The sequence below is a fragment of the Streptomyces silvae genome, assembly GCF_016745505.1.
Lineage (GTDB): Bacteria > Actinomycetota > Actinomycetes > Streptomycetales > Streptomycetaceae > Streptomyces > Streptomyces silvae.
On record NZ_JAERUC010000068.1, the window covers coordinates 1 to 23,121 of the forward strand.

At 70.7% G+C, this 23,121-nt stretch carries 22 protein-coding genes and 1 pseudogene; 8 read left to right on the forward strand and 15 right to left on the reverse strand.

Translation table 11 applies throughout. The features are described 5' to 3' along the window. Window positions 1–30 precede the first annotated feature (30 nt). The 8 genes from JKV81_RS08715 to JKV81_RS08750 form a co-directional block, all read right to left on the reverse strand. Window positions 31–921, reverse strand: a complete 891-nt coding sequence (locus JKV81_RS08715) for an SDR family oxidoreductase (RefSeq protein WP_129260658.1) — start codon at window positions 919–921, stop codon at window positions 31–33. A gap of 140 nt (window positions 922–1,061) precedes the next feature. After that, entirely contained in the window at window positions 1,062–1,481 is a 420-nt protein-coding gene (locus tag JKV81_RS08720) for a DUF6221 family protein (protein ID WP_099171629.1), read from the reverse strand. A gap of 299 nt (window positions 1,482–1,780) precedes the next feature. Then, window positions 1,781–2,695 (reverse strand): PfkB family carbohydrate kinase, encoded by a 915-nt coding sequence (locus tag JKV81_RS08725; RefSeq protein WP_202075324.1) that lies wholly within the window; start codon window positions 2,693–2,695, stop codon window positions 1,781–1,783. Beyond that, entirely contained in the window at window positions 2,692–3,681 is a 990-nt protein-coding gene (locus JKV81_RS08730) for a zinc-dependent alcohol dehydrogenase family protein (protein ID WP_124278629.1), read from the reverse strand. Before JKV81_RS08730 ends, JKV81_RS08725 begins: the two co-directional genes overlap by 4 nt. After that, window positions 3,681–4,553: a carbohydrate ABC transporter permease gene (locus JKV81_RS08735; protein WP_202075325.1), complete on the reverse strand. Its 873-nt coding sequence runs from the start codon at window positions 4,551–4,553 to the stop codon at window positions 3,681–3,683. Before JKV81_RS08735 ends, JKV81_RS08730 begins: the two co-directional genes overlap by 1 nt. Next, complete coding sequence (locus JKV81_RS08740) at window positions 4,550–5,515, reverse strand: carbohydrate ABC transporter permease (RefSeq protein WP_129260661.1); 966 nt, start codon at window positions 5,513–5,515, stop codon at window positions 4,550–4,552. Before JKV81_RS08740 ends, JKV81_RS08735 begins: the two co-directional genes overlap by 4 nt. Then, window positions 5,512–6,870 carry an ABC transporter substrate-binding protein gene (locus JKV81_RS08745; protein WP_124278627.1) on the reverse strand — a complete coding sequence of 453 codons (1,359 nt, stop codon included), beginning with the start codon at window positions 6,868–6,870 and terminating at the stop codon, window positions 5,512–5,514. The genes JKV81_RS08740 and JKV81_RS08745 overlap by 4 nt, the downstream gene beginning before the upstream one ends. A 177-nt stretch (window positions 6,871–7,047) precedes the next feature. After that, window positions 7,048–7,809, reverse strand: a complete 762-nt coding sequence (locus JKV81_RS08750) for a DeoR/GlpR family DNA-binding transcription regulator (protein ID WP_099171639.1) — start codon at window positions 7,807–7,809, stop codon at window positions 7,048–7,050. A gap of 441 nt (window positions 7,810–8,250) precedes the next feature. Here JKV81_RS08750 and JKV81_RS08755 point away from each other — a divergent pair, with 441 nt between their 5' ends. From JKV81_RS08755 to JKV81_RS08765, 3 genes are all read left to right on the forward strand, one after another. Continuing rightward, a complete protein-coding gene (locus JKV81_RS08755) occupies window positions 8,251–9,957 on the forward strand; it encodes a lysyl oxidase family protein (protein WP_129260662.1) in 1,707 nt (568 codons plus the stop codon). 147 nt (window positions 9,958–10,104) lie between these two features. Beyond that, the gene (locus JKV81_RS08760) at window positions 10,105–10,890 is read left to right on the forward strand and encodes an SAM-dependent methyltransferase (RefSeq protein WP_202075326.1); all 786 of its coding nucleotides are present in this window, start codon (window positions 10,105–10,107) and stop codon (window positions 10,888–10,890) included. 64 nt (window positions 10,891–10,954) lie between these two features. After that, window positions 10,955–11,584, forward strand: coding sequence for a class I SAM-dependent methyltransferase (locus JKV81_RS08765; RefSeq protein WP_129260664.1), 630 nt, complete (start codon window positions 10,955–10,957; stop codon window positions 11,582–11,584). Between the two features lie 104 nt (window positions 11,585–11,688). On the opposite strand, the gene JKV81_RS08770 is transcribed toward JKV81_RS08765, so the two are convergent. The 3 genes from JKV81_RS08770 to JKV81_RS08780 form a co-directional block, all read right to left on the reverse strand. Next, entirely contained in the window at window positions 11,689–12,105 is a 417-nt protein-coding gene (locus tag JKV81_RS08770; protein ID WP_129260665.1) for a nuclear transport factor 2 family protein, read from the reverse strand. A 246-nt stretch (window positions 12,106–12,351) separates the two neighbouring features. Beyond that, on the reverse strand, window positions 12,352–13,104 hold the full coding sequence (locus tag JKV81_RS08775) for an SDR family NAD(P)-dependent oxidoreductase (protein WP_129260666.1): 753 nt from the start codon (window positions 13,102–13,104) through the stop codon (window positions 12,352–12,354). Window positions 13,105–13,196: 92 nt separating this feature from the next. Beyond that, window positions 13,197–13,628, reverse strand: coding sequence for an Rrf2 family transcriptional regulator (locus JKV81_RS08780; protein WP_124278621.1), 432 nt, complete (start codon window positions 13,626–13,628; stop codon window positions 13,197–13,199). A gap of 716 nt (window positions 13,629–14,344) precedes the next feature. On the opposite strand from JKV81_RS08780, the gene JKV81_RS08785 reads away from it, so the two are divergent. Continuing rightward, complete coding sequence (locus JKV81_RS08785; protein WP_129260667.1) at window positions 14,345–14,794, forward strand: DUF1931 family protein; 450 nt, start codon at window positions 14,345–14,347, stop codon at window positions 14,792–14,794. 182 nt (window positions 14,795–14,976) lie between these two features. Next, window positions 14,977–16,170 (forward strand): PP2C family protein-serine/threonine phosphatase, encoded by a 1,194-nt coding sequence (locus JKV81_RS08790; RefSeq protein WP_124278619.1) that lies wholly within the window; start codon window positions 14,977–14,979, stop codon window positions 16,168–16,170. A 9-nt stretch (window positions 16,171–16,179) separates the two neighbouring features. Here JKV81_RS08790 and JKV81_RS08795 read toward each other — a convergent pair whose 3' ends face one another. The 3 genes from JKV81_RS08795 to JKV81_RS08805 form a co-directional block, all read right to left on the reverse strand. Beyond that, window positions 16,180–16,362, reverse strand: coding sequence for a hypothetical protein (locus JKV81_RS08795; protein WP_202075327.1), 183 nt, complete (start codon window positions 16,360–16,362; stop codon window positions 16,180–16,182). A gap of 199 nt (window positions 16,363–16,561) precedes the next feature. After that, entirely contained in the window at window positions 16,562–17,530 is a 969-nt protein-coding gene (locus tag JKV81_RS08800; protein WP_202075328.1) for an alpha/beta hydrolase, read from the reverse strand. Between the two features lie 113 nt (window positions 17,531–17,643). After that, window positions 17,644–17,961, reverse strand: coding sequence for a putative quinol monooxygenase (locus JKV81_RS08805; protein WP_147982507.1), 318 nt, complete (start codon window positions 17,959–17,961; stop codon window positions 17,644–17,646). Window positions 17,962–18,104: 143 nt separating this feature from the next. Between JKV81_RS08805 and JKV81_RS08810 the strand changes: the two genes are divergently transcribed. From JKV81_RS08810 to JKV81_RS08815, 3 genes and pseudogenes are all read left to right on the forward strand, one after another. Continuing rightward, window positions 18,105–19,001, forward strand: coding sequence for an AraC family transcriptional regulator (locus JKV81_RS08810; RefSeq protein ID WP_129260668.1), 897 nt, complete (start codon window positions 18,105–18,107; stop codon window positions 18,999–19,001). A gap of 585 nt (window positions 19,002–19,586) precedes the next feature. Continuing rightward, window positions 19,587–19,658: pseudogene (locus JKV81_RS36115) on the forward strand (hypothetical protein); the annotation flags it as partial. Between the two features lie 9 nt (window positions 19,659–19,667). Beyond that, window positions 19,668–20,000 (forward strand): Lrp/AsnC family transcriptional regulator, encoded by a 333-nt coding sequence (locus tag JKV81_RS08815; protein ID WP_236055889.1) that lies wholly within the window; start codon window positions 19,668–19,670, stop codon window positions 19,998–20,000. Between the two features lie 360 nt (window positions 20,001–20,360). Here the strand turns inward: JKV81_RS08815 and JKV81_RS08820 are convergent, their stop codons facing one another. Beyond that, complete coding sequence (locus JKV81_RS08820) at window positions 20,361–23,063, reverse strand: SpoIIE family protein phosphatase (RefSeq protein ID WP_202075329.1); 2,703 nt, start codon at window positions 23,061–23,063, stop codon at window positions 20,361–20,363. Window positions 23,064–23,121: the final 58 nt, after the last annotated feature.

Genomic DNA, 23,121 nt, shown 5'->3' on the forward strand with positions numbered 1-23,121 from the left:
CTCAGGCGTCCCGTCCCCGCAGGGTGCGGCTCAGGCGTCCGGCCCTCGCCGGCCGGCGGCGTCGGCCCTGCCGCCGGCTCCCAGGAGGCCCGTGGCCTCGAACGGGGTCTTCCGCGCCAGGGCGGGCAGCTCGCGCTTCGACAGCGCCGTGACGACCGGGGGCATCGCGGCGCGCACCAGCTGCGTGGCGCGGAGCCAGCCCGGCAGGTACGCGGTGGCGCTGCGCCGCTCCACCGCCCGTGCCATGCGGCGTGCCACGGTCTCCACCGGGTAGACCTTCCGGGCCGGCCTCGGCATGTGCGCCCGTAGCTCGCGCAGGACGGGGTGCTGGTCGGCGTCGCGGATCATGTCGGTGTCGGTCCAGTTGAGATAGCCGATGCCCACCCCGACGTGCTCGTGCGCGAGCTCGGCGCGCAGGGAGTGCGCGAACGACTCCACTCCGGCCTTGGAGGCGCAGTAGGCGCTCATCATGGGCGCCGCGCCGATGGAGGCCAGCGAGGCGATCTGGAGGTAGTAGCCGCGGGTGGCGCGCAGCTGGGGCAGGAAGGCGCGTGCGGTGATCGCACTGCCGATCAGGTTCACCTCGATCACGCGCCGCCAGGTCGCCGGGTCGGATTCGCCGAAGGGACCGCCCTCGGCCAGCCCCGCGTTGGCGACCACCACCGAGGCGGGCCCGAGCTGTGCCCGGATCTCCTCGGCCGCCCGTGCCATGGCCGCCTCGTCGGTGACGTCGGCCTCCCAGCACCGCGCCGGACCGGGAAGCGAGTCCCGTACGCGGGCCAGACCCGAGGCCTCCCGGCCGATCAGGGCCAAGGTGGCGCCACGGTCCGCCAGCTCGCGTGCGAGGGCCGCGCCGAGCCCCCGTGCGGCGCCGGTGACCACGGCGACGCGGCCCTCCAGAGGACCGGCTGTGCCCGTCATACGCGTCTCCTCCGGGGTGGGCCGGGCCGGCGGGCCTCGTTCCGCCGGCCTCGTGCACGGTCCCTCCACCTAAGCATTCCCGGAGGCCGGTCGCCCTGCGGGACGGCCCGGCGCGCTCCGTCCCGGAGGGCGGGCGGGCCTCATTCCGGGGAGGACGGGCCCCAGTGGGAGAAGCGGGGCAGCCACTTCACCCGGTAGTCGGGGTGCCCGGCGTGCTCGGCGGCCATCTGCCGGACGACGAATCCCAGCCCGACGGCGCGGCCCGAGGTGAAGTCCTGGGCCGGACGGTCGGTGTCCAGGGCCGCGATCTCCTCGTACTCGTCCAGGAGGACCCTGGTGGTCTCGATGCGGCGCAGGGCCCGGGCCGGGTCCTGGAAGGCGATGTGCCGGTCGTAGCCGCGCGACCGTACGACGAACGCGATACCGCTCGTACGGTCGTGCACCTCTCCGGGCGCCTCGGCCGGAGTCCGCCAGCCGTCGCCGCCCGCCTCCCGCGCGATGTCCTCCTCCTCGGCGAGGCGTGCCCGCACGAAGGCCAACAGGTCCGAGTTCTCTGCCATCTGGTTCCGAATCCTTCTCCGTCACAGACCGCGGGGACGAGCCACTCGCCTCCGCGGGCCCGTTCTGCCCGACCAGCAGAGGATGCCTCACCCGCGCGCCTCCGGCGCAGTCGGCACGGGGAGCGTTCCGGATGACGGACACCGCGTCCGGCTGTGGCGGCTCGCCGGCGCCGGGAGCGCGGGCTGCTTCGGAGACCGGCGCCCCGTACGTGTCGGGCCCGCCGGGGGCACCAGGTCAGACGGCCAGGATGCGCCCGTCCGTGCGGAGGGGCGCATCCTGGCCGTATGACCGTGCTCCGTCAGATGCCCGCCGGGGCGGTGGGCTCGGTCCCCGCCCGCGCGCACACGGAGGCGGCCACCTCGGAGGCGAAGGCCAGCATGTCCCGCACCTCCTCCGGTTCCTGTGCAGCGGTGAACGCGCCGCGGGAGCCCATCCGGCTCAGCAGGCCCGCGGCGAACGCGTCCCCCGCGCCGATCGTGTTGACGACCTCGACGGGTGCGGCCGCGACGGACACGGGCGGAGCGGACGCGGTGTACGCCGTACTCCCCCGGGCTCCCCGGGTGAGGACCACCAGCCGCCCTCCGTCCGCCAGTTCCCGGCAGGTCTCCTCCGGGGCGGCGCCCGGCCACAGCCGCTCCAGGTCCTCGTCGCTGGCCTTCACGACGTGGGCGAGGCGGCACAGTTCGCGCAGCGCCGCCGCGCCGTCGTCCGCGCCCAGGGTCCGGTCGCGGCGGACGTTGGGGTCCACGAAGAGGAGGGAGTGCTCGGAGGCCGCGGCGGCGGTCGCACGTACGGCGGAGGCCGCGGGCTCCACGACGGCGGCGAGCCCGCCGACGTAGACGGCCCCGAATCCGGCGGCCCGCGCGGACAGGTCGGGCAGCCGGAACGTCGCGGTGTCCTGGAGGTGGAAGTGGTAGCCGTTCCCCCCTTCGCCGGGCTCGGCGACCGCCAGCGCGGTGGGCAGCCCGGAGCGTGCGCACAGCGTGAGGTCGGCCCCGGCGGCCCGCAGCCGGTCCTCGATCATGCGGGCGAACCCGTCGCCGCCCAGCCCTCCGGCGAAGGCCGCCGGGGTGCCGAGCGTGGCCAGCCCGACGGCGACGTTGGCCGGTGCCCCGCCGAACTGCGCGGCCCGTACGCCGCCGTCACCGGCCACGGGCACGAGGTCGACGAGGGCCTCACCGAGTACGAGGACGGTGCCCGGGCCGCCCGTCACGGCTCGACCACGATCTTGCGGCCGATGCCCGCCTTGAAGCGGTCGATGGCCTGCGGGTACTGGTCGAGCGGCAGCCGGTCGCTGATGAACACGGCGGGGTCGAGGACCCCGGCGGCGAAGAGCGCGGCTGCGCGCTCGTAGCTGTGCAGGACGGCCATCGAACCGGTGATGGTGATCTCCTGGTTATAGATGCGGTACGGCTCGATGACGGCCGTCGTCGCGTAGTCGGCGACCCCGAACTGGAGGAAGGTCCCTCCCTTCGCGACGCGGCCCAGGCCGTCCTGGATGGCCGCCGCGTTGCCCGTGGCGTCGATGACGACGTCCCAGCCGGCGGGCCGCTCCAGCTCGTCGGCACCGGCCGCCGACCGGGAGCATCCGAGGAGGCCGGCGGTGGCGAGGCGGTCGGGGTTGACGTCCAGGACGTCCACGCTCGCCGCCCCGGTGCGCTTGGCGAGTTCCAGCATCATCAGGCCCATGGTCCCGGAGCCGTAGATCAGGACCTCGGCGCCGAGGGTGCTGCTCAGCACGTCGTACCCCCGGACCGCGCAGGACAGCGGCTCGATCAGGGCGGCGTCCTTCACGTCGATGTGCTCGGGCAGCCGGACGCAGTTGGCGACGGGCGCCACGGCGTACTCGGCGGCGCCGCCGGAGACGGTGACGCCGATGGCGGCCCAGCGTTCGCAGAGGTTGCCGCGTCCGCTGCGGCAGTAGCGGCACTCGTGGCAGTGCAGGGAGGGGTCGACGGCGACGCGGTCCCCGACGGCCAGTTCCGTGACGTCACGTCCGACGCCGACGATCTCCCCGGCGAACTCATGGCCGGGGACGAGCGGCAGGCTGGGCGCGAACTCGCCCTGGAGGATGTGCAGATCGGTGCCGCACAGTCCGCACGAGGCCACGGACACGACGACCTCGCGGGGGCCGGGCGTGGGGTCGGGGACGGTGGTGACGGAGATCTTGCCGGGTGCTTCGACGATCGCTGCCCGCATTATTTCACTGCTCCGAGAGACAGGCCCTGGACGAGTTTGTCCTGGGCGGCGTAGCCGGCGGCGAGCACCGGCAGGGACACGACGACGGACGCGGCACACAGCTGGGCCAGGAAGAGGCCCTGGCTGGTGACGAATCCGGTGAGGAAGACGGGTGCGGTCTGGGCGACGACGCCGGTGAGCACCCGTGCGAAGAGCAGTTCGTTCCAGCTGAAGATGAAGCAGATCAGCGCGGTGGCGGCGATGCCGGGGGCGGCCATCGGCGCGACCACCCGGGACAGGACGGTCGGCAGCCTCGCACCGTCGACCTGGGCGGCCTCGATGACCGACACCGGTACGTCCGCGAGGAAGGACTGCATCATCCAGACCGCGATCGGCAGGTTCATCGAGGTGTAGAGCAGGACGAGGAGCCAGATGTTGTCGAGCATCCCGGCGTTCTTGGCGAACAGGTAGACCGGGAGGAGCCCGGCGACGACGGGCAGCATCTTCGTGGAGAGGAAGAAGAACATCACGTCCGTCCACTTGCGCACGCGCCGGATGGACAGGGCGTACGCCGCCGGGAGCGCCAGCAGGAGCACCAGGACCGTGGAGAAGAAGGAGGCGCCCAGCGAGTTGAGCAGCGGCGGCCACGGGGTGACGCCGGTGTCGGCGCCGAAGAAGGCCCGGTAGCCGTCGAGGGTGAGCGGCGCGAAGACGGAGGGCGGGTTGGTCGCGGCGTCGGACTCCGGGTGCAGCGAGGTCAGCAGCATCCAGAGCGCGGGCAGGCAGAAGGCGAGTCCTGCCGCCCAGGCCAGCAGGCCCAGCGCGGTGGAGCGGCGTTTGGCCCGCCGCAGGATCCGCGACGCGGACGGGGCGGGGACGGTGGCGGTGGTCATGCGCGGTTCGCCTCCTCGCTGAAGAGGGACGAGACGGTCCGGAGCGCGAAGGTGGCGATGATGATCGTGCCGATCACCACCACGACTCCCGCGGCGGACGCCAGTCCGTATTCGTGGGCCTGGTAGAAGGTCTGGTAGATCGTGTACGGAAGGTTGGCGGTGCCGAGCCCGCCGGCGGTGATGGTGAACACCGCGTCGAAGTTCTGCACGATGTAGACGGCGCCGAGCAGGACGCCGAGTTCGAGGTACCTGCGCAGATGCGGCAGGGTGAGGTAGCGGAAGGTCTGCCAGGCGCTCGCCCCGTCCAGGCGGGCCGCCTCGACGACCTCGGCGGGCCGGCTCTGGAGCCCCGCGAGCAGGATCAGCATCATGAACGGCGTCCACTGCCAGACCAGTGCGGCGATGACGGCGAGCAGCGGCATGTCCGCGATCCAGTCAGGCTGGCCGGGGTTCGTGTCGCCGAAGAGGTCGCCTATCCAGCTGAGTGTGCCGTTGAGGAGGCCGTACTCCGGGTTGTAGAGCGCGTGCTTCCACAGGAGGGCGGCGGAGACGGGCACGATCAGGAACGGTGTGATGAGCAGGGTGCGGACCATGCCCCGGCCGAAGAACGTGCGGTCCAGGAGCAGGGCGAGGGCCAGTCCGATGACGACGGTGGCGAGGACGACGCCCACGGTCAGCAGGATCGTGGTGAGGACCGAGTCGCGGAGCGCGGCGTCGGTGAACACCGAGGCGTAGTTGTCGAGCCCGTTGAAGGCGCGTTTGTCGGGGCTGAGGGAGTTCCAGTCGAAGAGGGAGATCACCAGGGTCGCCACGAACGGCAGCTGGGTGACGACGATCAGGAAGACCAGCGCGGGCAGGAGCGGGGCCCTGGTGGCCCAGGCCTTGGCGCGGTTCGCCCTGGGGGCCGGGACCGCGGGTGGCCGGGGTGGTGACTGGGGGGTGGTGCCGACTGCTGTGGTCATCGGTACTCCTTGGCGACCTGTTCGGCCAGCTTCTGGGAGGTGGCCAGCGCCTTGTCGACGGACTGGCGGCCCGCTATGGCCGCGCTGATCTCCTGCGCGACCCTGGTGCCGAGATCGGTGAACTCGGGGATGCCGACGAACTGGATGCCCGGGACGGGGCGCGGCTGGGTGCCCGGGTTCTTGGCGTCGGCCCCTGAGATGGCCTGCTCGGTGACGTCCGCGAAGGCGCCTGCGGCCTTGCGGTACTCGGGGTTCTCGTAGGTGGAGGCGCGTTTGCCGGCGGGGGCGTTGGACCAGCCGCTGGTCTCGCCGACGAGCGACTCGTACTCCTTGCTGGAGGCCCAGGAGACGAACTTCCACGCGTCGTCGGACTTCTTGGAGGCCTTCTGGATGCCCCAGGCCCAGGTGTAGAGCCAGCCCGAGCTCTTGGTCTTCTCCACCGGTGCCGGTACGTAGCCGATCTTGCCCTTCACCGGGGAGCCGGCCGCCTCCAGCGAGCCCGCGCCCGCCGTGGCGTCGTACCACATGGCCGTCTTGCCCTGGGTCATGTTGTTGAGGCACTCGGCGTACCCGGACTGGGAGGCGCCGCGCTCGCCGTGCTTGCGCACGAGGTCGACGTAGAAGCGGGTGGCCTTCTTGAACTCGGGCGAGGTGAGCTGGGGTTTCCAGTCCTCGGTGAACCAGGTGCCGCCCATGGTGTTGACCACGGTGGTGAGCGGGGCCATGAGCTCGCCCCAGCCCGGGAGTCCGCGCAGGCAGATGCCCTTCATGCCGGGCTCGGCCCCGTCCGCCTCGGCGGCGAGGCCGGCCACCTGCTGCCAGGTGGGGTGCTCGGGCATCGTGAGGCCCTTGGCCTCGAAGACGTCCTTGCGGTACATGAGGAAGGACGACTCGCCGTAGAAGGGCTCGGCGTAGAGCTTGCCCTCGGCGGTGAGCGAGTCCCTCAGGGGTTCGAGGATGTCCTCCTGGTCGAAGGCGGTGTCCTCGGCGGCGTACGTGTCGAGCGGGTGCAGCCAGTCGTTCTTCGCGAAGAAGGGCACCTCGAAGTTGCTGATGGTGCCGACGTCGTACTGCCCGGCCTGGTTGGAGAAGTCCTGGCTGATCTTGTCGCGGACGTCGTTTTCCGGGAGCACCGTGAAGTGGACCTTGATGCCGGTCTCCTCGGTGAAGTGCTCGGCGGTCAGCTTCTGCAGCTCCACCATCTGCGGGTTGTTCACCATGAGTACGTTCAGTGCGTCACCCCCTCCGAACGCGGTGCCGCCGGCTCCGGCGCACCCGGCGGCGAGGAAGGTCATCACTGCCGTGCCCGCGACCGCACGCACGCGGGTCCCACGGCGTCGTTGCTGGTGGGGCATAAGTTCTCCTGATCGGTCGTAGCGGCTCGTGGATCGGTGCCAGTGCCCTCCGGCTCTCCTGACGTTCACGGGCACGGCGGGGCTGCCCTCCGGCCTCGGCCTCCCTGGGGAAGGCGGGGACGGAGACGGAGGGCGGGGTGAAGTTGTGGGGGCGGCGGGGGCGTTCCCGCCGTGGTGTCAGACGCGGATGACGTTCGGGCCGAGCAGGGAGTAGCGCTGCGCCTCCGCCGAGGGCAGGCCGGTGTCGGTGACGACGGCCTCGAAGTCGCCGACCCCGGCGAAACGGCAGAAGCTCACCGCCCCGAACTTCGAGTGGACGCCGGCGAAGACACGGCGGCGGGCGCTGCGCATGGCCTGCGCCTTGACCTCGCCGACCGCGGGGTCCGGGGTGGTGAGCCCGTACTGGCGGGAGATGCCGTTGGCGCCGACGTACGCGAGGTCGATGACGAAGTCGGCGAGCATACGGGTGGCCCAGTGGTCGACGGTCGCCATGGTGCTGCCGCGCAGACGGCCGCCGAGCAGGAGCACGGCGATCTTCTCCGCGTCCGCGAGGACCGTGGCGACGGCCAGGGACGCGGTGACCACCGTCAGCGGCCGGTCGCGGGGAAGGGCCTCGGCGATGAGCTGCGGGGTGAAGCCCTCGTCGACGAAGACCGTCTCGGCGTCGCCGAGCAGGTCGGCGGCGGCCGCCGCGATCCGTGACTTCTGCGGTACGTGGTGCGTGGTGCGCATCGCCAGGGTGGTCTCGAACCCGGCGCTCTCGACGGGGTACGCACCGCCGTGCGTGCGCCGCACGAGACCGTGCTCCTCGAGGGTGTGCAGGTCGCGCCTGATGGTCTCCTTGGCCACCTCGAACTGTTCGGCCAGCCGGTTCACGTCGACCGACCCGTCCCGTCGGGCCGTTTCGAGAATTCCTCGTCGGCGTTCCTCGGTGCCCACGACACATCCCTGCACTAGTGCGGATCCGGTGTGGCCCCGGCGTCCGTTCGGGCCCACGCACTGTTTGTACAAGCAGAAACGGCTCCACGACCAGCTCCTTCGCGTACCGGCCTGTGCCCGTTCACGCCCGTTTCATCGCAGGCGCCTCCCCTGGTGGCCCGTACCACGGCACCGGAACGGCGCCCGGTGGACGCCTGTTTCGCCCGCAGCCGTGCCCGTTTCACGCCCGTGAGCGGTCACGCAGGCAACAGGGCACCTAGCACAGCCCTCCGGCGGCCGGGGTGGAAACAGCAGGGAAATGTCTGATTGCACACCTCAATGCCTGATTTCGGCCAACATTCCGCGCCTCGCGGAATTTCGGACAACCTCCGGCCGCGGTTGTCCTCTCTCATGGTCAAAGCGACTCCACCGCCCCACGGGGCACTCGGACATCGGAGAAGGATGAGCACCAGAACCCCCCGCAGCCGGCTGTGGCGCCCGGCACTCGCCGCCGCCGCGGCGATCGCCGTGACCGCCGGCGTCACCGCCGCCTCGCCCGACACCGGGAAGGCGTCCCCCGTTCCGCGTCTCGGGCTGGTCGCCGCGTCGGCGTCGGTGACGCTCGACTCGTGGAAGGAGGACCCGGGTGTCTACCTGGACCTCGGGACGTATCTGACGGCCTCCGGCGCCCCGCTCGAACTGCGGGTGACCCGCAAGAGCTACAAGGACCCGGTCGTCGCCACCCAGATCATCCGTGACGGGAAGAAGACCCGGACCAAGGCCTTGCCCGCGGGCCTGGTCAAGAACTTCGCGGGGCTGCCGGACTTCGTCCGGATCACGGTCCGGGACGCCGCGGGCAAGTCCGTGGTGAGCCGGACGGAGCCGTTCTGCCCGAACAACGCGTCGGGCAGGGTCCAGCCCGACGCCCCCGCCACGTCGAAGTATCCCGAGAGCTGCCCCACGAACCCGTTCACGCTCGGCTCGGTGTGGGGCGTCGAGAACGGCTGGGCCTCCAACACCTACGCCGGCTACTACGCGGAGCCGGTCGTCCTCCCCGCCGGGAAGTACACCGCCGAGGTCGCCGTCACCCAGCGCTACCGCGACCTGTTCGGGATCGCCGACGAACCGAAGACCGTCAAGGTCACCGTGCGCGAGCGCAGCTGGGAGGAGGAGAGCACCGCCTCGGCCCCGGCGACCCGTTCCGCGACCGGGCACGCCGCGCACGCGGCCGGACACGCGGGCCACGCCGCCGCGCGTCCGCCCGCCCCGGTCTCCGCGACCACCGGCGCGGGCACCTCGTACAACGTGGGCCACGGCCCGTACCCGCCCGCGCCCGCCGCCGTGCCGTGGGCGGCCGAGCGCGTGGGGTTCCGGTCGGCGCAGGGCGACGCTCCGGGACGTACGGACGGCTCCCGGCAGGCACCCGCGGCCGGGCCGAACGCGCAGCGTCCGACGGGCAGGGCGAGCGTGCCGGACGTCCCCAAGCCCGATCTGCGTTCCCTGCCGGCGTACGGCATCACCATCGGTGAGGGCGACGCCGACGCACCGGACAGGGACTACCTGGCCTTCAGCGCCAACGTGTGGAACGCGGGCCCCGCGCAGCTGGTGGTGGACGGCTTCCGTAAGCCGGGCAACGAGCTGATGGACGCCTACCAGTACTTCTACGACGCCTCGGGCAAGCAGGTCGGCTACACCCCGACCGGCACCATGGAATGGGACCCCCGCCCGGGTCATGAGCACTGGCACTTCACCGACTTCGCCAGCTACCGGCTGCTGAAGGCGGACCAGAAGGAGACCGTACGCAGCGGCAAGGAGGCCTTCTGCCTGGCCAACACCGACGCGGTCGACTACACGGTGAAGAACGCCAACTGGCACCCGGACAACACCGATCTGTCCACCGCCTGCGGCCAGGAGAACTCCATCTCCGTACGCGAGGTGCTCGACGTGGGTTCCGGTGACACGTACACCCAGGACCTTCCGGGCCAGTCCTTCGACATCACCGGACTGCCCAACGGCACGTACTACATCCAGGTGCTGGCCAACCCGGAGAACCGGCTGAAGGAGACCGACCTCGGCAACAACAGCGCCCTGCGGAAGGTGGTCCTGGGCGGGAAGCCCGGCGCCCGCACGGTGAAGGTGCCCAAGCACGACCTGGTCGACGCTCCCTGATACCCGGCCCGTGAGCGGCCCCGGGAGGCGCGTGCTCCCGGGGCCGCTGCCGTCACCCCACGAGATCAACCTCCGCCACACACCCGCGAGTTGCTGTGGCAGACTTCGCGGGCGGAGCGGTTCACCTCATCTGCGACGGAGCGCGTCATGACGACTGGGACACCCCGGCCCCCGATCGACACCAGCAGGCCTCACTCGGCACGCGTGTACGACTCGCTGCTCGGCGGCAAGGACAACTATCCGGTGGACCAGGCGGTGGCCCAGCACCTGCCGGCCGAGGCGAAGGCGGGGGCGTTCCAGAACCGCGCCTTCATGAACCGCGCGACGGCCTGGCTGGCCGGCGTGGGCGTCAGCCAGTTCCTCGACATAGGCACGGGCATCCCGACGGCGCCGAACCTGCACCAGATCGCCCAGGAGATCGAACCGCGCTCGCGGGTCGTCTACTGCGACAACGACCCGATCGTCCTGCGCCACGCGGAGGCCCTGCTGATCAGCAGCCCGGAGGGCGCCACGGACTATGTGCACGCGGATGTGCGCGAGCCCGCGACGATCATCGAGGCGGCCCGCAAGGTGCTGGACTTCGACCGGCCCGTCGCCCTCTCGCTCCTCGGCCTCCTGCACTTCCTCCCGGACGACCAGAACCCGCGGGCGATCGTGCGCACCCTGGCGGAGACCCTGCCGGCCGGCAGCTACGTGGTGCTGTCCCAGGGCGCCTCGGACGTGAACCCCGAGCGCGGTGAACAGGGCGCGGCCGAGTACGGCAAGGGCGGCATCCGGCTCGCGCTGCGCACCCGCGCCGAGTTCGCCCGCTTCTTCGAGGGCCTGGACATCGTCGAGCCCGGTCTCGTGACGGCCCCCGAGTGGTTCCGCGGCACTCCGGCCCCGCAGCCGGAGGAGAGCGGCGTCTACGTCGCGGTCGCCCGCATCCCGTAGCCCGTGCCCCCGATCCCGTAAGCCCGTATCCCGTCGGAACACAGCCCGGAAGGGGACGTACCTCATGGCAGAGGGCAACAGGCACCCGGCGGCCGAGGCGTTCGACGCCATCGGTGCCGACTACGAGACGGCCTTCGCCGGCTCGGCCGCGCACCGCGAGTCGCTGGACCGGCTGCTGGAGCGGCTGGCGCCGCACAGCAGGGTCCTGGACGTCGGCAGCGGGACGGGCCGGCCGACCGCCGAGGCCCTGGCTGCTGCGGGGCACGACGTGCTGGGCGTCGATGTCTCCCCCGTCATGGTGGAACTGGCGGCCCGCCGCGTCCCCGGGGCGACGTTCCGCTGTGCCGACATCCGTGAGGTCCCGCTGGAGGAGTCGGGCTTCGACGCGGTCTGCGTGTACTTCTCGCTGCTGCAGATGTCACGCGACGAGCAGCGCTCCCTCGTGCACCGCCTGGCCCGGGCGGTCAGGCCGCGCGGCCATCTGGTCCTGGCGACGGTGCCGCTGGACGTGGAGGGCGTGAGCGCCGTCTTCATGGGCCAGGAGGTACGGGTGACCAGCTTCGGACCGGAGGCGCTCAGGGCGCTCGTGTCCGGGGCGGGTCTCACCGTGGTGCACGAGGAGGGAACGGTGTTCACGCCCGCCCTCCCGGGGTCGGTGCCCGAGCCGCATCTCTTCTTGGAGTGCCGCCGGTGACCTGCGGGGTGGCAGGTCACCCCTGTGAGGCGGCGCTCGTCATGACCTGCCCCAGGGACAGGGCGTAGGTCTGCTCGGTGCGCGGCCCACCGGCGGCTCTCCACTCAGCCGGCGTGGAACGCCTCGTCGACGGTCAGCGTGTCCTCGTACAGGTGCATGCGGACGATCCGGTTGTCCTCGACCATCAGGTGTATGACCGCAGGAGTGGTGAACTCCTTCCCGGTGGCCACGACGGTGTGCGTCCAGACCGCCGACAGCACCACGTCGCCACCGTCGACGATGACGCGTTCCAGCACGACCTTGCTCCGGCCGTGCACGAAGTGCGGCCACATCGTGGTGAAGTACGGTGCGACCTCCTCCCGTCGGGTACGGCGCCCGGTCCAGGGCAGCGCGTCACTGCCGGGGACGTACCAGTCGATCTCCTCGGCGAACAACTCCTGGATGCCGTCCGGGTCCTGCCTGCCGAGACGCTCCACGAACTTCTCGGCCACGGTCCGCGAGGTCTGAGTATCGGCTGCCATCGCCCTTGCCCTTTCCTTTGTCTCTTCGTCTGAATGAGGTGCCCTGGCCGGGCCTCAGCCCTGGAACAGGAAGTGCTTGCCGCTCAGCGGCCCGCCACGCACCTGGACTTCGCCGGCCCGGGGGCAGGCGCCTCCGGTCGTTCCTCGACGCATCGAAGACGTCCCGCGTCGCCGAGACGACACCTAGGGCCTCTCGTTTGGATCACGCCGGGCTCGCGGGGTCTGGCCTGATCCAAACGAAAGACCCTAGAGCTGCGTGACGCCGCCGTCGACGAACAGTTCCGCTCCGGTGGTGAAACCGCTGTGGTCGCCGGCCAAGTAGAGGGCAGTGGCGGCGACCTCGTCGGGACGGCCGGCGCGGCCGAGCGGGGTCGCTGGAGCGGGCTCGGCCGCGGTGGGCAGATCGCCCTGCGGGAAAGCGGCGAGGAGCTCCTCCAGTCCCGGGGTCTCGACAGGACCGGGGGTGAGGGCGTTGACGCGGATTCCTCGTCCGGCCAGTTCCGCGGCCCAGGTGCGGGCGAGGCTGCGTATGGCGGCCTTGGTGGCGGCGTAGACGCCCAGGCCCGGGACGGCCCGCAGGGCCGCGCTTGAGGAGAGCAGGATCACCGAGGCGCCGGAGGACAGCAGTGGCAGCGCCTTCTGGACGGTGAAGACCGTGCCCTTGAAATTGATCGAGGTGGTGCGGTCGTACTCCTCCTCGGTGATCGCGCCGAGCGGGCTGTACTCCCCGACCCCGGCGTTGGCCACCACGATGTCCAGGCGGCCGCCGCGGTGCGCGATCTCGGCGAAGATCCGGTCGAGGTCGCCGAGGTCCGAGGAATCGCCCTGGATGCCGATGGCGCGGGCGCCGACCTGCACGATGGCCTCGTCCAGCGCGGCCTTCCGGCGCCCGGTCAGGTAGACGGTCGCGCCCTCGGCGGCGAAACGGCGGGCGATCGCCAGGCCGATGCCGCTGGAGGCGCCGGTGACGAGGGCGGTCCTGTTGTCCAGTTGTCCCATGAGACTCTCCGAATTCTTGATGTAACTATTCTTGTTACGTCAATGGGCAAAGAATGCGACCTCCCTCGATCGGGGAAGTCGACGGTCCGAGGTCAGGCGGCCTTCAGGACGTCCCGCAGCACGTCCTCCAGCGTGGTCCCGGCCAGCTCCCTGCGCAGGGCGGTCTCCACGTCGTCGTACACGGCCGCCATCACCGGCCCGATACCGTGGCCCACGACGCACTCGGGGTCCGGCGTCGCGCGGTGCAGGGCGAAGACCGGTCCCGGTTCGACCGCCCGGTAGACGTCGAGCAGAGTGATCGCCGCCAGGCCCCGGGCGAGCATCCACCCCGCCCCCGCGCCCCGCCGCGAATCGACCAGGCCGGCCTTGCTCAGCTCGGCCAGCAGCCGGCGAATCACCACCGGGTTGGTATTGACGCTCGTCGCGATCTGCTCGGAGGTGGCGACCTCGTGCCCCCGCCGCTGATACAGGCCGATCCACGTCAGGGCATGCGCCGCGACGGTCAGCCTGCTGTTGGCGCTCACGTCGCACTCCACCTCCCTCGGATTCAGTCGTAACCATAGTTGTTACAGCTACTTCCGGCAACTCCTGCGAGGCGCGGTGCCGGGCAACCGAGCACCGCGATGCGCTGAGCGGACTCTGCACGAGTCCTGCTGGAACAGGCCACTGAAGAGCACCCTCGGCGCGATCGGCTCGACCGGAAGGCACCGTGAAGGAGAGCAAGCCGGAGGCCTTGATCGTCTCCAGCGCAGTGCGACGCCCCCGCGAGCGTGCAGATCGACCCGAAGCCGTCCTGACCCGCAACACGTGGCCAGCCCTGCTCGCCGGCCGCCGTCCGGACGCGTCGCCATCACCGAGGCGATGGGCGCCCAGTAGCCGTGGCTCGGAGGCAGCCGGACGGCGATCCGACAACCGGGCGTCTCCACTGCCGCCGGGCGGAGGGCATGCCGGAAAGGCGAGCCCCGGCAGACCGGCGGCCGGGGCGGTGGGGTCGTGCCGGAACCGGCGGGCAGGCACCGAGAGGGCGGCAGACGCGCCGTATGGAGGGGAGACCAGCCACATAGCGCCGGCCCGACGACGATCGCCCCGGACAAGTCGGACGCCTGGGCCTGGCGGGGTAATAAAGGGAGGCCGGTTGGTCCCGACATGCGCATGCGTTCCCGCGCCCTGTCGGTCAGGCTGGCTAGGAAGCCCAGGGGGCCGGGAGCCACCCCGGCGCCCGCAGTCGGAAGGTGTCGTCATGACCGTGATGTCCATCGCCAGGTTCGAAAGGTTCTTCCGCGCGGCCGCGGGGCTGGACGTCGACAAGAACGATCTCAAGCGCTACAGCGACTTCGTCGACGCCAAGCTCTACGATCTGCTGACCGTCGCCCAGGCCACTGCCAAGGCCGACGGGCGTGACATCATCCGGACCTGTGACCTACCGATCACGAAAGGCCTGCAGGAGAGCATTCACCGCTTCCGGAAGATCGACCAGGAAGTAGAACTCAAGCCGATCCTGGAACAGCTCGCCACCCACCCTCCTCTGGACCGCACGCCCGACGAGGAAACCGAGGCGGCCTATCCGGACATCATCGGCGGACTCAGCCTGGCCCTTGCCCAGTGCTTCAAGATCCTCCACCCTGAGCTGAAGAACCCCCAGACCCAGCACTGGGGCGAAGCCGGAGCCGTCTTCGACCTCCTGCTGTGAGTGCTGCCGTGCGTCTTGCGGGATCCCCGCACCCCCGGCCGGCTGGTGCCGTCAGCCGATCCTGATGCCGGCCGATCCGCAGGGGGCGAGCCTTCAGCACCCCAGGCTGATCGACCAACCACATCTCGGATGCCGGAGAGCCCGGATTGTGGCGGCTCGAGCGCGCAGGGATCATTGGAGGCATGGACGTGCACATGTCCGTAGGGTCCGGCGAGCGGCTGCTGGAGGAACTGGCCAGAGCAGCCCAGTTGGCATCACCTGCAGAGCTGCCGGTGGTCCTGAACCGGTATGCCGAGGCCACGGGTCTGGGCAGGGCCGTCATCTATCTGGCCGACCTCCAGCAAAGACTGCTGCTGCCGCTTGTCGAAGGCGAGCCGGCACTGGAGCTCGACACCTCCCTGGCTGGATGGGCCTATCGCACCGACTCCCTCCGAGTGGAAGAAGGCCCCTCCGGGGGGCTGAACGTATGGCTGCCCCTGGCCGACGGAGCGGAACGGCTGGGCGTCCTCGAACTGAACTTGGACACCCTGGACGGGATCAAGCTACTGCGCTGCCGGACGATGGCTTTGGTCCTGGCACTGATCATCACATCCAAACGCGCCTACAGCGACACCATCGCGCAGCGCATGCGGACCAGGCCGATGGAACTGCCGACGGAGATGGTGAGGGCGTTCCTTCCTCCCCGTTCGATCGGCACCGGGCGGGTCGTTTCGACGGCGGTCCTGGAGCCTGCGTACGAAGTGGGCGGTGACGCGTTCGACCACTCGTTCACCGAGGACATTCTGCACGCCACGATCCTTGACGGCATGGGGCACAATCTGGCCTCCGGGCTTGCCACCTCTGTCGCCATGTCGGGCGGCCGTAACGCCCGGCGCATCGGAGCAGACCTGGACACACTCGTGGGCACCGTGGACGAGGCGCTGGCGAAGTGGCTTCCGGACGAGTTCTGTACGGGGATCTTTACCCAGTTGCACATGCCGACCGGAGAGCTGCGGTGGTGCAACTGCGGCCACCCGCCTCCGTTGCTCATCCGCCGCCATCGCCTGCTTCACCAGGCCTTGGAACGGCCACCTGAGCCTCCTCTGGGTCTGCCCGCCAGCCTCGCCGGGGCCGCCCGTCAGGTGCACGATGTCGGCCTCGAACCCGGTGACCGGGTACTGCTCTACTCGGACGGCGTCGTGGAGTCACGCAATGAGGAAGGCGAGGAGTTCGGACTGGACCGCTTCACCGACTACATCATCCAGACGACAGCAGCAGGGCAGAGCGCCCCGGAAGCGCTGCGCCTGCTCATCGATGCCATCCTCGAGCACCGGCGCAACGAACTCAGCGACGACGCCACGATTTTGATGTTCGAGTGGCAGCCACCTGGCCCGTGACCGCGTGAGTCAGAAGGTGCAGTCGTTGCGCCTGCGCTCCGTGGACGGTGGATGCCAGGCGCACCGGCCGGCCACCTGCTTGTCGGTGACAATGGCGGGCCGGCCGACGAAGGCCTGCGCCTCGTGGTTCAGATGAATGCCCTCGGTGATGATGAGCCCGATGCTCGCCCGGTCACGATAGTGCTCCACCACCAGTCCCAGGGGATCCCCAAGGAGCCCGACCGCGGCCCGGTGAGCGGGGCCACGACCACGCCTGTGAGGGTGCGCGCCCGGACCGGCCGGGATCCAGGCCGGGGGCCCGCTTCGCTGAGAACTCCGAGGTGCTGCCCGGCCCGGTCGAGGAGGGGCACGGCCTGGCTGTCTGCCGCCCTGAGATGCTCCGTTCCCCTACCTAGGCGGCGCCGTTCGAGCGCAGGTGCCGGGCGAGCCAGTCGGTGCGGGTTCGGCGGGCCGTGGTCGAGATGTTCGCCTGCGGATACAGCGCGTCGAACCCGTGGAAGCCGCCCGCCCAGACATGGAGTTCGGCCTGGCCGCCGGCCGCCCAGATGCGGGTGGCGTAGTCGGTGTCCTCGTCGCGGAACACTTCGGCTGAGCCGGTGTCGATGTAGGTGGTCGGCAGGCCCGAGAGGTCGTCTGCCAGCGCGGGGGAGATGTAGGCGGGTACCTCGCCGTCGGTGAGATCGCCGAGGACGGCACGCCATCCGAACTCGTTCATCTGGCGGTTCCAGACGCCGGGTTCGCCGGCGTACTGGCGGCTGGAGGTGGTGGTGTTGCGGTGGTCGAGCATGGGGCAGATCAGTATCTGGGCGTCGATCGCCGGAGTGCCGAGGTCGCGGGCCCGCAGGGCGACGCCTGCGGCGAGGCCGCCGCCCGCGCTGGCGCCCGCGAGGACGATCCGGGCGGGGTCGATGCCCAGTTCGGCGGCGTGTTCGGCGATCCAGAGCAACCCCTGGTAGCAGTCGTCGACCAGAGCGGTGCCGGTGGCCTCGGGAGCGAGCCGGTAGTCCACGGAGACCACCACCGCACCGAACGCGTCAAGCCACTCCAGCGGGATGTCGATCTGTGAGAAACGGTCGCCCATGACCATCCCGCCGCCGTGCATCCAGTAGACGCAGGGTGCGGGGGTGATGCGATCGGTGTGCGTGGGGCTGCAGACCGACAGAGGGATCGCGGCGCCGTCCTTGGCGGGCACGGTGATCTCGCGCCGCTCGACCTGCCGGTGCGCGAGGAGGGAGTCGATGGGCGTCGACGGATACTGGCGCAGTTGCGCGAGGACTTCGGGGCTGAGCAGGGGCATCAGCGGCATGTCGGCCAGGAGTTCACGCAGTTCGGGGTCCAGGGCGGGGCGCGCTGTGGTCACGGTCGTTGCCTTTCGTCGAGTGGTGCCGGACGGTGGTGGGACGGAGCTGGGGATGAGGGCTGCTTCGGCAGGCGCGCCGAGCAGATACGGCAGCGTGCCGCGGGATCCGGGGCTCAGAAGGCGGCTTTGCCGCAGACCGGGACGTAGTCGGTGTACTGGGACTCCTCGGCCAGGAGCCCGTCGATACGGGCCACGATGGCCTGGGCGGCCTCTCCGGCGAAGATCCGGTGGTGGTCCTCCTCGCTGGTCCAGCCCTCGGTGATGTGGACGACGTCGGGTGCGGACGCGGAACGGGAGACGAGGTAGACGACGCAGTGCTCGCTCGCGCCAGGACTGCCCTCGTCCAGGCCGGTCAGCAGCAGGTCGACCAGTGGGTCACCCATTCCGGGCTTGGCGGTCAGAGTGGCGTTGAAGCCGTACATGGCAATCACGGGGGCCTTCTTCTACGTTGATGGAGTGCGGTGCTTCCATACAACCCGTTGACCTGCGGAAATGTTAGAACGATGCTCGCTGGTACTTGCATAATCCTCGCGACTGCGCGAGCCGGGGCACCGTTTGGTGCTGCAATAAACGCATGTACCTCGAAGAGCTGCGCACCCTGCTGGCCCGGCATGCCCGCCCCGACCGGACCACGGCCATCGACGGCCTCCTGATCTCGAAGGTCGACCGGTCGGATCCGTCGGCGCCCTCCATGACCGGCACAGTGCTCGCAGTCATCGCCCAGGGCGCCAAACGCCTCGCGCTCGGCGACCGGGTCTACGCGTACGGCGCCGGACAGTTCCTGGTCGCATCCGTCGACCTGCCCGTCACCGGGCAGTTCACCCAGGCCGACCCCGAACGGCCGGCCCTCGGCTTCGGACTCACACTGGAACCTTCCGCAATCGCCGAGCTGCTGCTGCAGGCCGGTCCCGGCGAGACCCCCCGCGCCGGCACGGGCGCGCCGTCGGGGATCGCGGTCAGCGATGCCCCGCCCGCGCTCCTCGACGCGGCGGTCCGCCTGCTGCGCCTCCTCGACGAGCCTCGTGACCGCGCCGTGCTGGCCCCACTGGTCAAACGCGAGATCCTGTGGCGGCTGATCACCGGCGAGCAGGGTGCGGCGGTGCGCCAGCTCGGGCTCGCGGACAGCGGCCTCAGTCATGTCTCCCGGGCCGTGCGCTGGATCCGCGAACACTACGCGGAAGCCTTCCGGGTCGAGGACGTGGCGCGCCTGTCCGGTATGAGCGTCTCCGCCTTCTACCGCAACTTCCAGGCGGTGACCGCGATGAGCCCCATCCAGTTCCAGAAACAGATCCGGCTCCAGGAGGCGCGGCTGTTGCTCGCCACCCACCCCAACGACGTCACCGGTGTGGGCCACCGCGTCGGCTACGACAACCCGTCGCAGTTCAGCCGAGAGTACCGCCGCCAGTTCGGCGCACCCCCCAGCCGGGACGCGACCCGCCTTCGATGCACCCCGGCGAGCGTCCTGCCCTGAGTAAAGGCGCCCACGCAGGAGGAGCTTGCCGGGCGAAGCGCGGATCGTTCACTCTCTGTGCAGGTCAGAGGGGTTCCATGGGATCAGCAGTTCTTCCGCGGGGCGGGAAACGCCCGTCCCACCGCAGATCCACCAACTCGGGGGGATCGCAGCATGAAGACAGTCCTGATCAGTGGTACCTCATCCGAAACAGGGCACACCTGGCACTCGCCGGCCTCGTCGAACAGGACGTCCAGCTCGGTGAAGCCGCAGATCGTGCGGTTGCCGCCGCACGTCGCTGTGCGAGCAGGCACGCTTGCTGCAGCAGCATCTGGTGCTCGCCGCTGGGCATGAGCTGTCGCCGGGAGACTGCGGTGCCGACTGTGAGGCCAAGCCTGTCGCCGCGAGGCCCGGAGTTCCAGAGCTGCTCCGTCTCCGCGAGGACGCGTGTGAGCACTTAGGGGGTGCGAGGCGGCGAAGAGCGGCTGAGGCGGTGTCACAGCAACGCGCTGGGTCTGGCGGCCCTGCCCACCGACCATCGAACGACCGCACACGAGCAACAGTTGGTGACACGACCGTGCCCGGCCCTCAATCGGACCGGGCAGCCTGGACGGCCGGCTCCCCTTCCAGGGCATCGCGGAGACGGTAGGTATCTCCGAGTCCCAGGTCCGCAAGCGCGTCACCCGCATGCTCGGCGACCGCGTACTGCACATCACCGCCATCGGCAACCCGCGCAGCGTCGGCTTCGAGATGCAGGTCTGGGTGGCCATCCGCGGCGGCCCGGGCCAAGGCATCGAAGCCCTCGCCCAGCTCCTCACCAAGATCCCGTCCATCACCTATGTCGTGGCCTGCGCGGGCCGCTTCGACATCTTCGCCGAGGCCGTCTGCCGCGACGCCAAGGACGTCATGCGACTGATCGACTCCGAGATCAGAACCCTGCCGGGCGTGGAACAGACCGAACTGCTCATGTGTCTGGACCTGTACTACCGCGCCGTGCGTCCTGCGGGACGGCGGACGTGAGGTGGGGGCGCCGCGCGCGCCCCGCCTCCTTCGCGCCCGAGGAAGGGGGAAGTCGTGAAGTGAGGGGTGGGAGGTCCGTGCGCCTGCGGATCCTTGGGCCGGTCGTGCGTGCGGAGACGGTGCATGCCTGGCCCTCGGCCCCCTCGGCGCCGCGCGATCCTCGCTCGGCTGGCCGTGTCCCGTGGACAGCGGCAGCCCTGCTCCGGGCCCGCGGACTTCCCGTGGGGCGGGCGTCTTCCGGCGCCCGTGATCTGCGCGACCGGCGGGTAGTACGTGCGCGCGGTAAAGCCCCGACTGGTCTGGGGAGGCCAGCCGGGCGCCCGGGGCGCCGAATGTGATCACCACCCACCGGCCCCGCCGTCACACCAACCCGTCGGTCTCCGGCTGGAGCAGCTGTTCCGTCCAGATGACCTTGCCGCCGTCGTCGGTGTAGCGGGTGCCCCAGCGTTCGGCCAGCTGGGCGACGAGGAACAGCCCCCGGCCTCCCTCGTCCATGCTGGCGGCCTGGCGCAGATGGGGCGAGGTGCTGCTGCGGTCGGACACCTCGCAGATCAGCGTTCTGTCGCGGATCAGGCGTACGCGGATGGGGCCGTTGGCGTAGCGGATGGAGTTGGTGACCAGTTCGCTGAGGATCAGCTCGGTGGTGAACGCCTCCTCGATCAGGTTCCACTCGTTCAGCTTGCGTGAGACGTCGGAGCGGACCCGGGCGACCGCCGAGGGGTCCGAGGGGACCTCCCACTCGGCCACGTTCTCGGCGGCGAGGCGGAGCGTACGGCCGACGAGCAGGGCGATGTCGTCCCGGGCCTTGGCGGGCACCAGGACGCGCAGGACGGCCTCGCAGGTCTCCTCGGGTGTCCGGTCGGGGTGTCCGGACAGGGTGGCGCGCAGCATCTCCAGCCCCTCGTCGATGTCGCGCTGCCGGTCCTCGACGAGGCCGTCCGTGTAGAGGACCAGGCGGCTGTTCTCCGGAAGCTGCATGTCGAGGGTCTCGAAGGGCATGCCGCCGAGGCCCAGGGGCGGGCCGCCGGGCACGTCCGCGAACACGGCCTCGCCGTCGGGGCTGACGATCGCGGGCTGGAGGTGGCCGGCCCGGGCCATGGTGCAGCGGCCGGACGCCGGGTCGTAGATGGCGTAGAGACAGGTGGCCCCGGTGACGCCGCTGCCCTCGGAGCCCTCGGCCGATTCGTCCTGGTCGATACGGGCGACGAGCTCGTCCAGGTGCCACAGCAGTTCGTCGGGGGGCAGGTCCAGGGTGGAGAAGTTGTGGACCGCGGTGCGCAGGCGCCCCATGGTCGCGGCGGCGTGGAGTCCGTGCCCCACCACGTCCCCGACCACCAGGGCGACCCGGGCGCCGGGCAGCGGGATGATGTCGAACCAGTCGCCGCCGACACCGCCGAGCCCGCCGACCCCGGCCTGCGCGGGGAGGTAACGGTAGGCGGCGTCGATGGCGCTCTGGTCGGGGAGCCCCTGCGGCAGCAGGCTGCGCTGGAGGGTGACCGCCACGTTGTGCTCGCGCGAGTAGCGGCGGGCGTTGTCTATGCTCACCGCGGCGCGGGCGACGAGCTCCTCCGCGACGGACAGGTCCTCGTCCTCGAACGGCTCGGGGGTCTGGGCCCGCCAGAACAGGGCGGCGCCGAGGATCACGCCCCTGGCCCGCATCGGGACGGCCATCAGCGAGTGGAATCCGCTCTCCACGATGCGCTCCGCGCGATCCGGGTTCTGCTGCTGCCAGCCGGAGAGCCGCGCCAGGTCGGTGTCGAGGACGGCTTCGCCCCTGAGCAGGCCGGCGCCGATCTCCGTGGACGGCAGGAAGCGGATCACGGAGCCCAGGGGGTGGAGTCCGGTGTCGTCGCGGGGCCCGCTGAAGGCCGAGCGGCGCAGTCCGTCGGTGGTGGCGCGGACGGCCGTGGGCTCCTCGCCGCGCAGGACGCCCTCGGCGAGGTCCACGGTGGCGTAGTCGGCGAACCGTGTCGTGGCGAAGTCCGCCAGCTCCTCGCACGTGCGTACGACGTCGAGGGCGGTGCCGATCTCCGTGCCCGCGTCGTAGAGGAGCTTGAGCCTGCTGCGTGCCAGGGCGGCCCTGCCCGTGAGGGTCTGGAGCTCCGTGGTGTCCCGCAGGGTCGTCACGGTGCCCGGCGGTCCGCCGTTGCGGTCGGTGGACCGCTGGCTGACGGTCAGCAGGCGGTCGCCCACGGAGTGCACCTCGTCGGTGGCGCTGCGTCCCGAGGTCAGCAGCCCGCTGATGACCTGGTCGAGCCCGAGCTCCGTGACGGGCGTGCCCTCGACGTCGGGGGGCAGGCGCAGGAGCCTTCGCGCCTCGTCGTTGGCCAGCAGCAGCCGTCCGTCGCCGCCGACGATGAGCACGCCTTCCCGCACGGCGTGCAGAACGGCGTCGTGGTGCTCGTACATCCGGGTCATCTCGGTCGGGCCGAGACCGCGGGTCTGGCGTTTCAGGCGCCTGGTGACGAGCGCCGTGCCTCCCATGGTGAGCAGCAGGATCCCGCCGGCCGAGCCGAACAGGAGGGGGAACTGGCCCTCGGCGACGCCGCTGACGTTCTTGATGGTGATGCCCGCGGAGACCAGGCCCACGACCTCGCCGTTCGCGCCCTTCACGGGCACCACGGCCTGGACGAGCGGGCCGATGGTGCCGTCGACCTTCTCGGTGACGGTGCGGCCCTCCAGGGCGGGGCCGACGGTGCCGACGAACTTCTTGCCGATCCGGTCGGGCAGCGGATGGGTGTAACGGATGGCCTCCAGGTTCATGACGACGATGAAGTCGACGCCCGAGCCCTTCCGTGCCGCCTCCGCCTTCGGCTGCAGCTCGGCGGTGGGATCGGGGCTCTGGAGCGCCGCTTCCACGCCGGGGGCGTTCGCGAAGGTCTCGGCCACGGCGACGGAGCGATTGCGGGCTTCGCGCTCGCTGTCGGCCCGTGACTGCAGCACGAGCGCGGCCACGGATGCAGCGACGAGCAACACCACGATCGCCACTTGCAGGAGAAAGACCTGACCAGCGAGGCTTCTCATCCCGAGAAACGAACGCGGGCGGCCGTAGCGTCCGGCCATGTCCCCCTTTTTACACGGCTTCCCGCTTCCTCGCCGCCCGGTACGGTCCCGCGCTGCC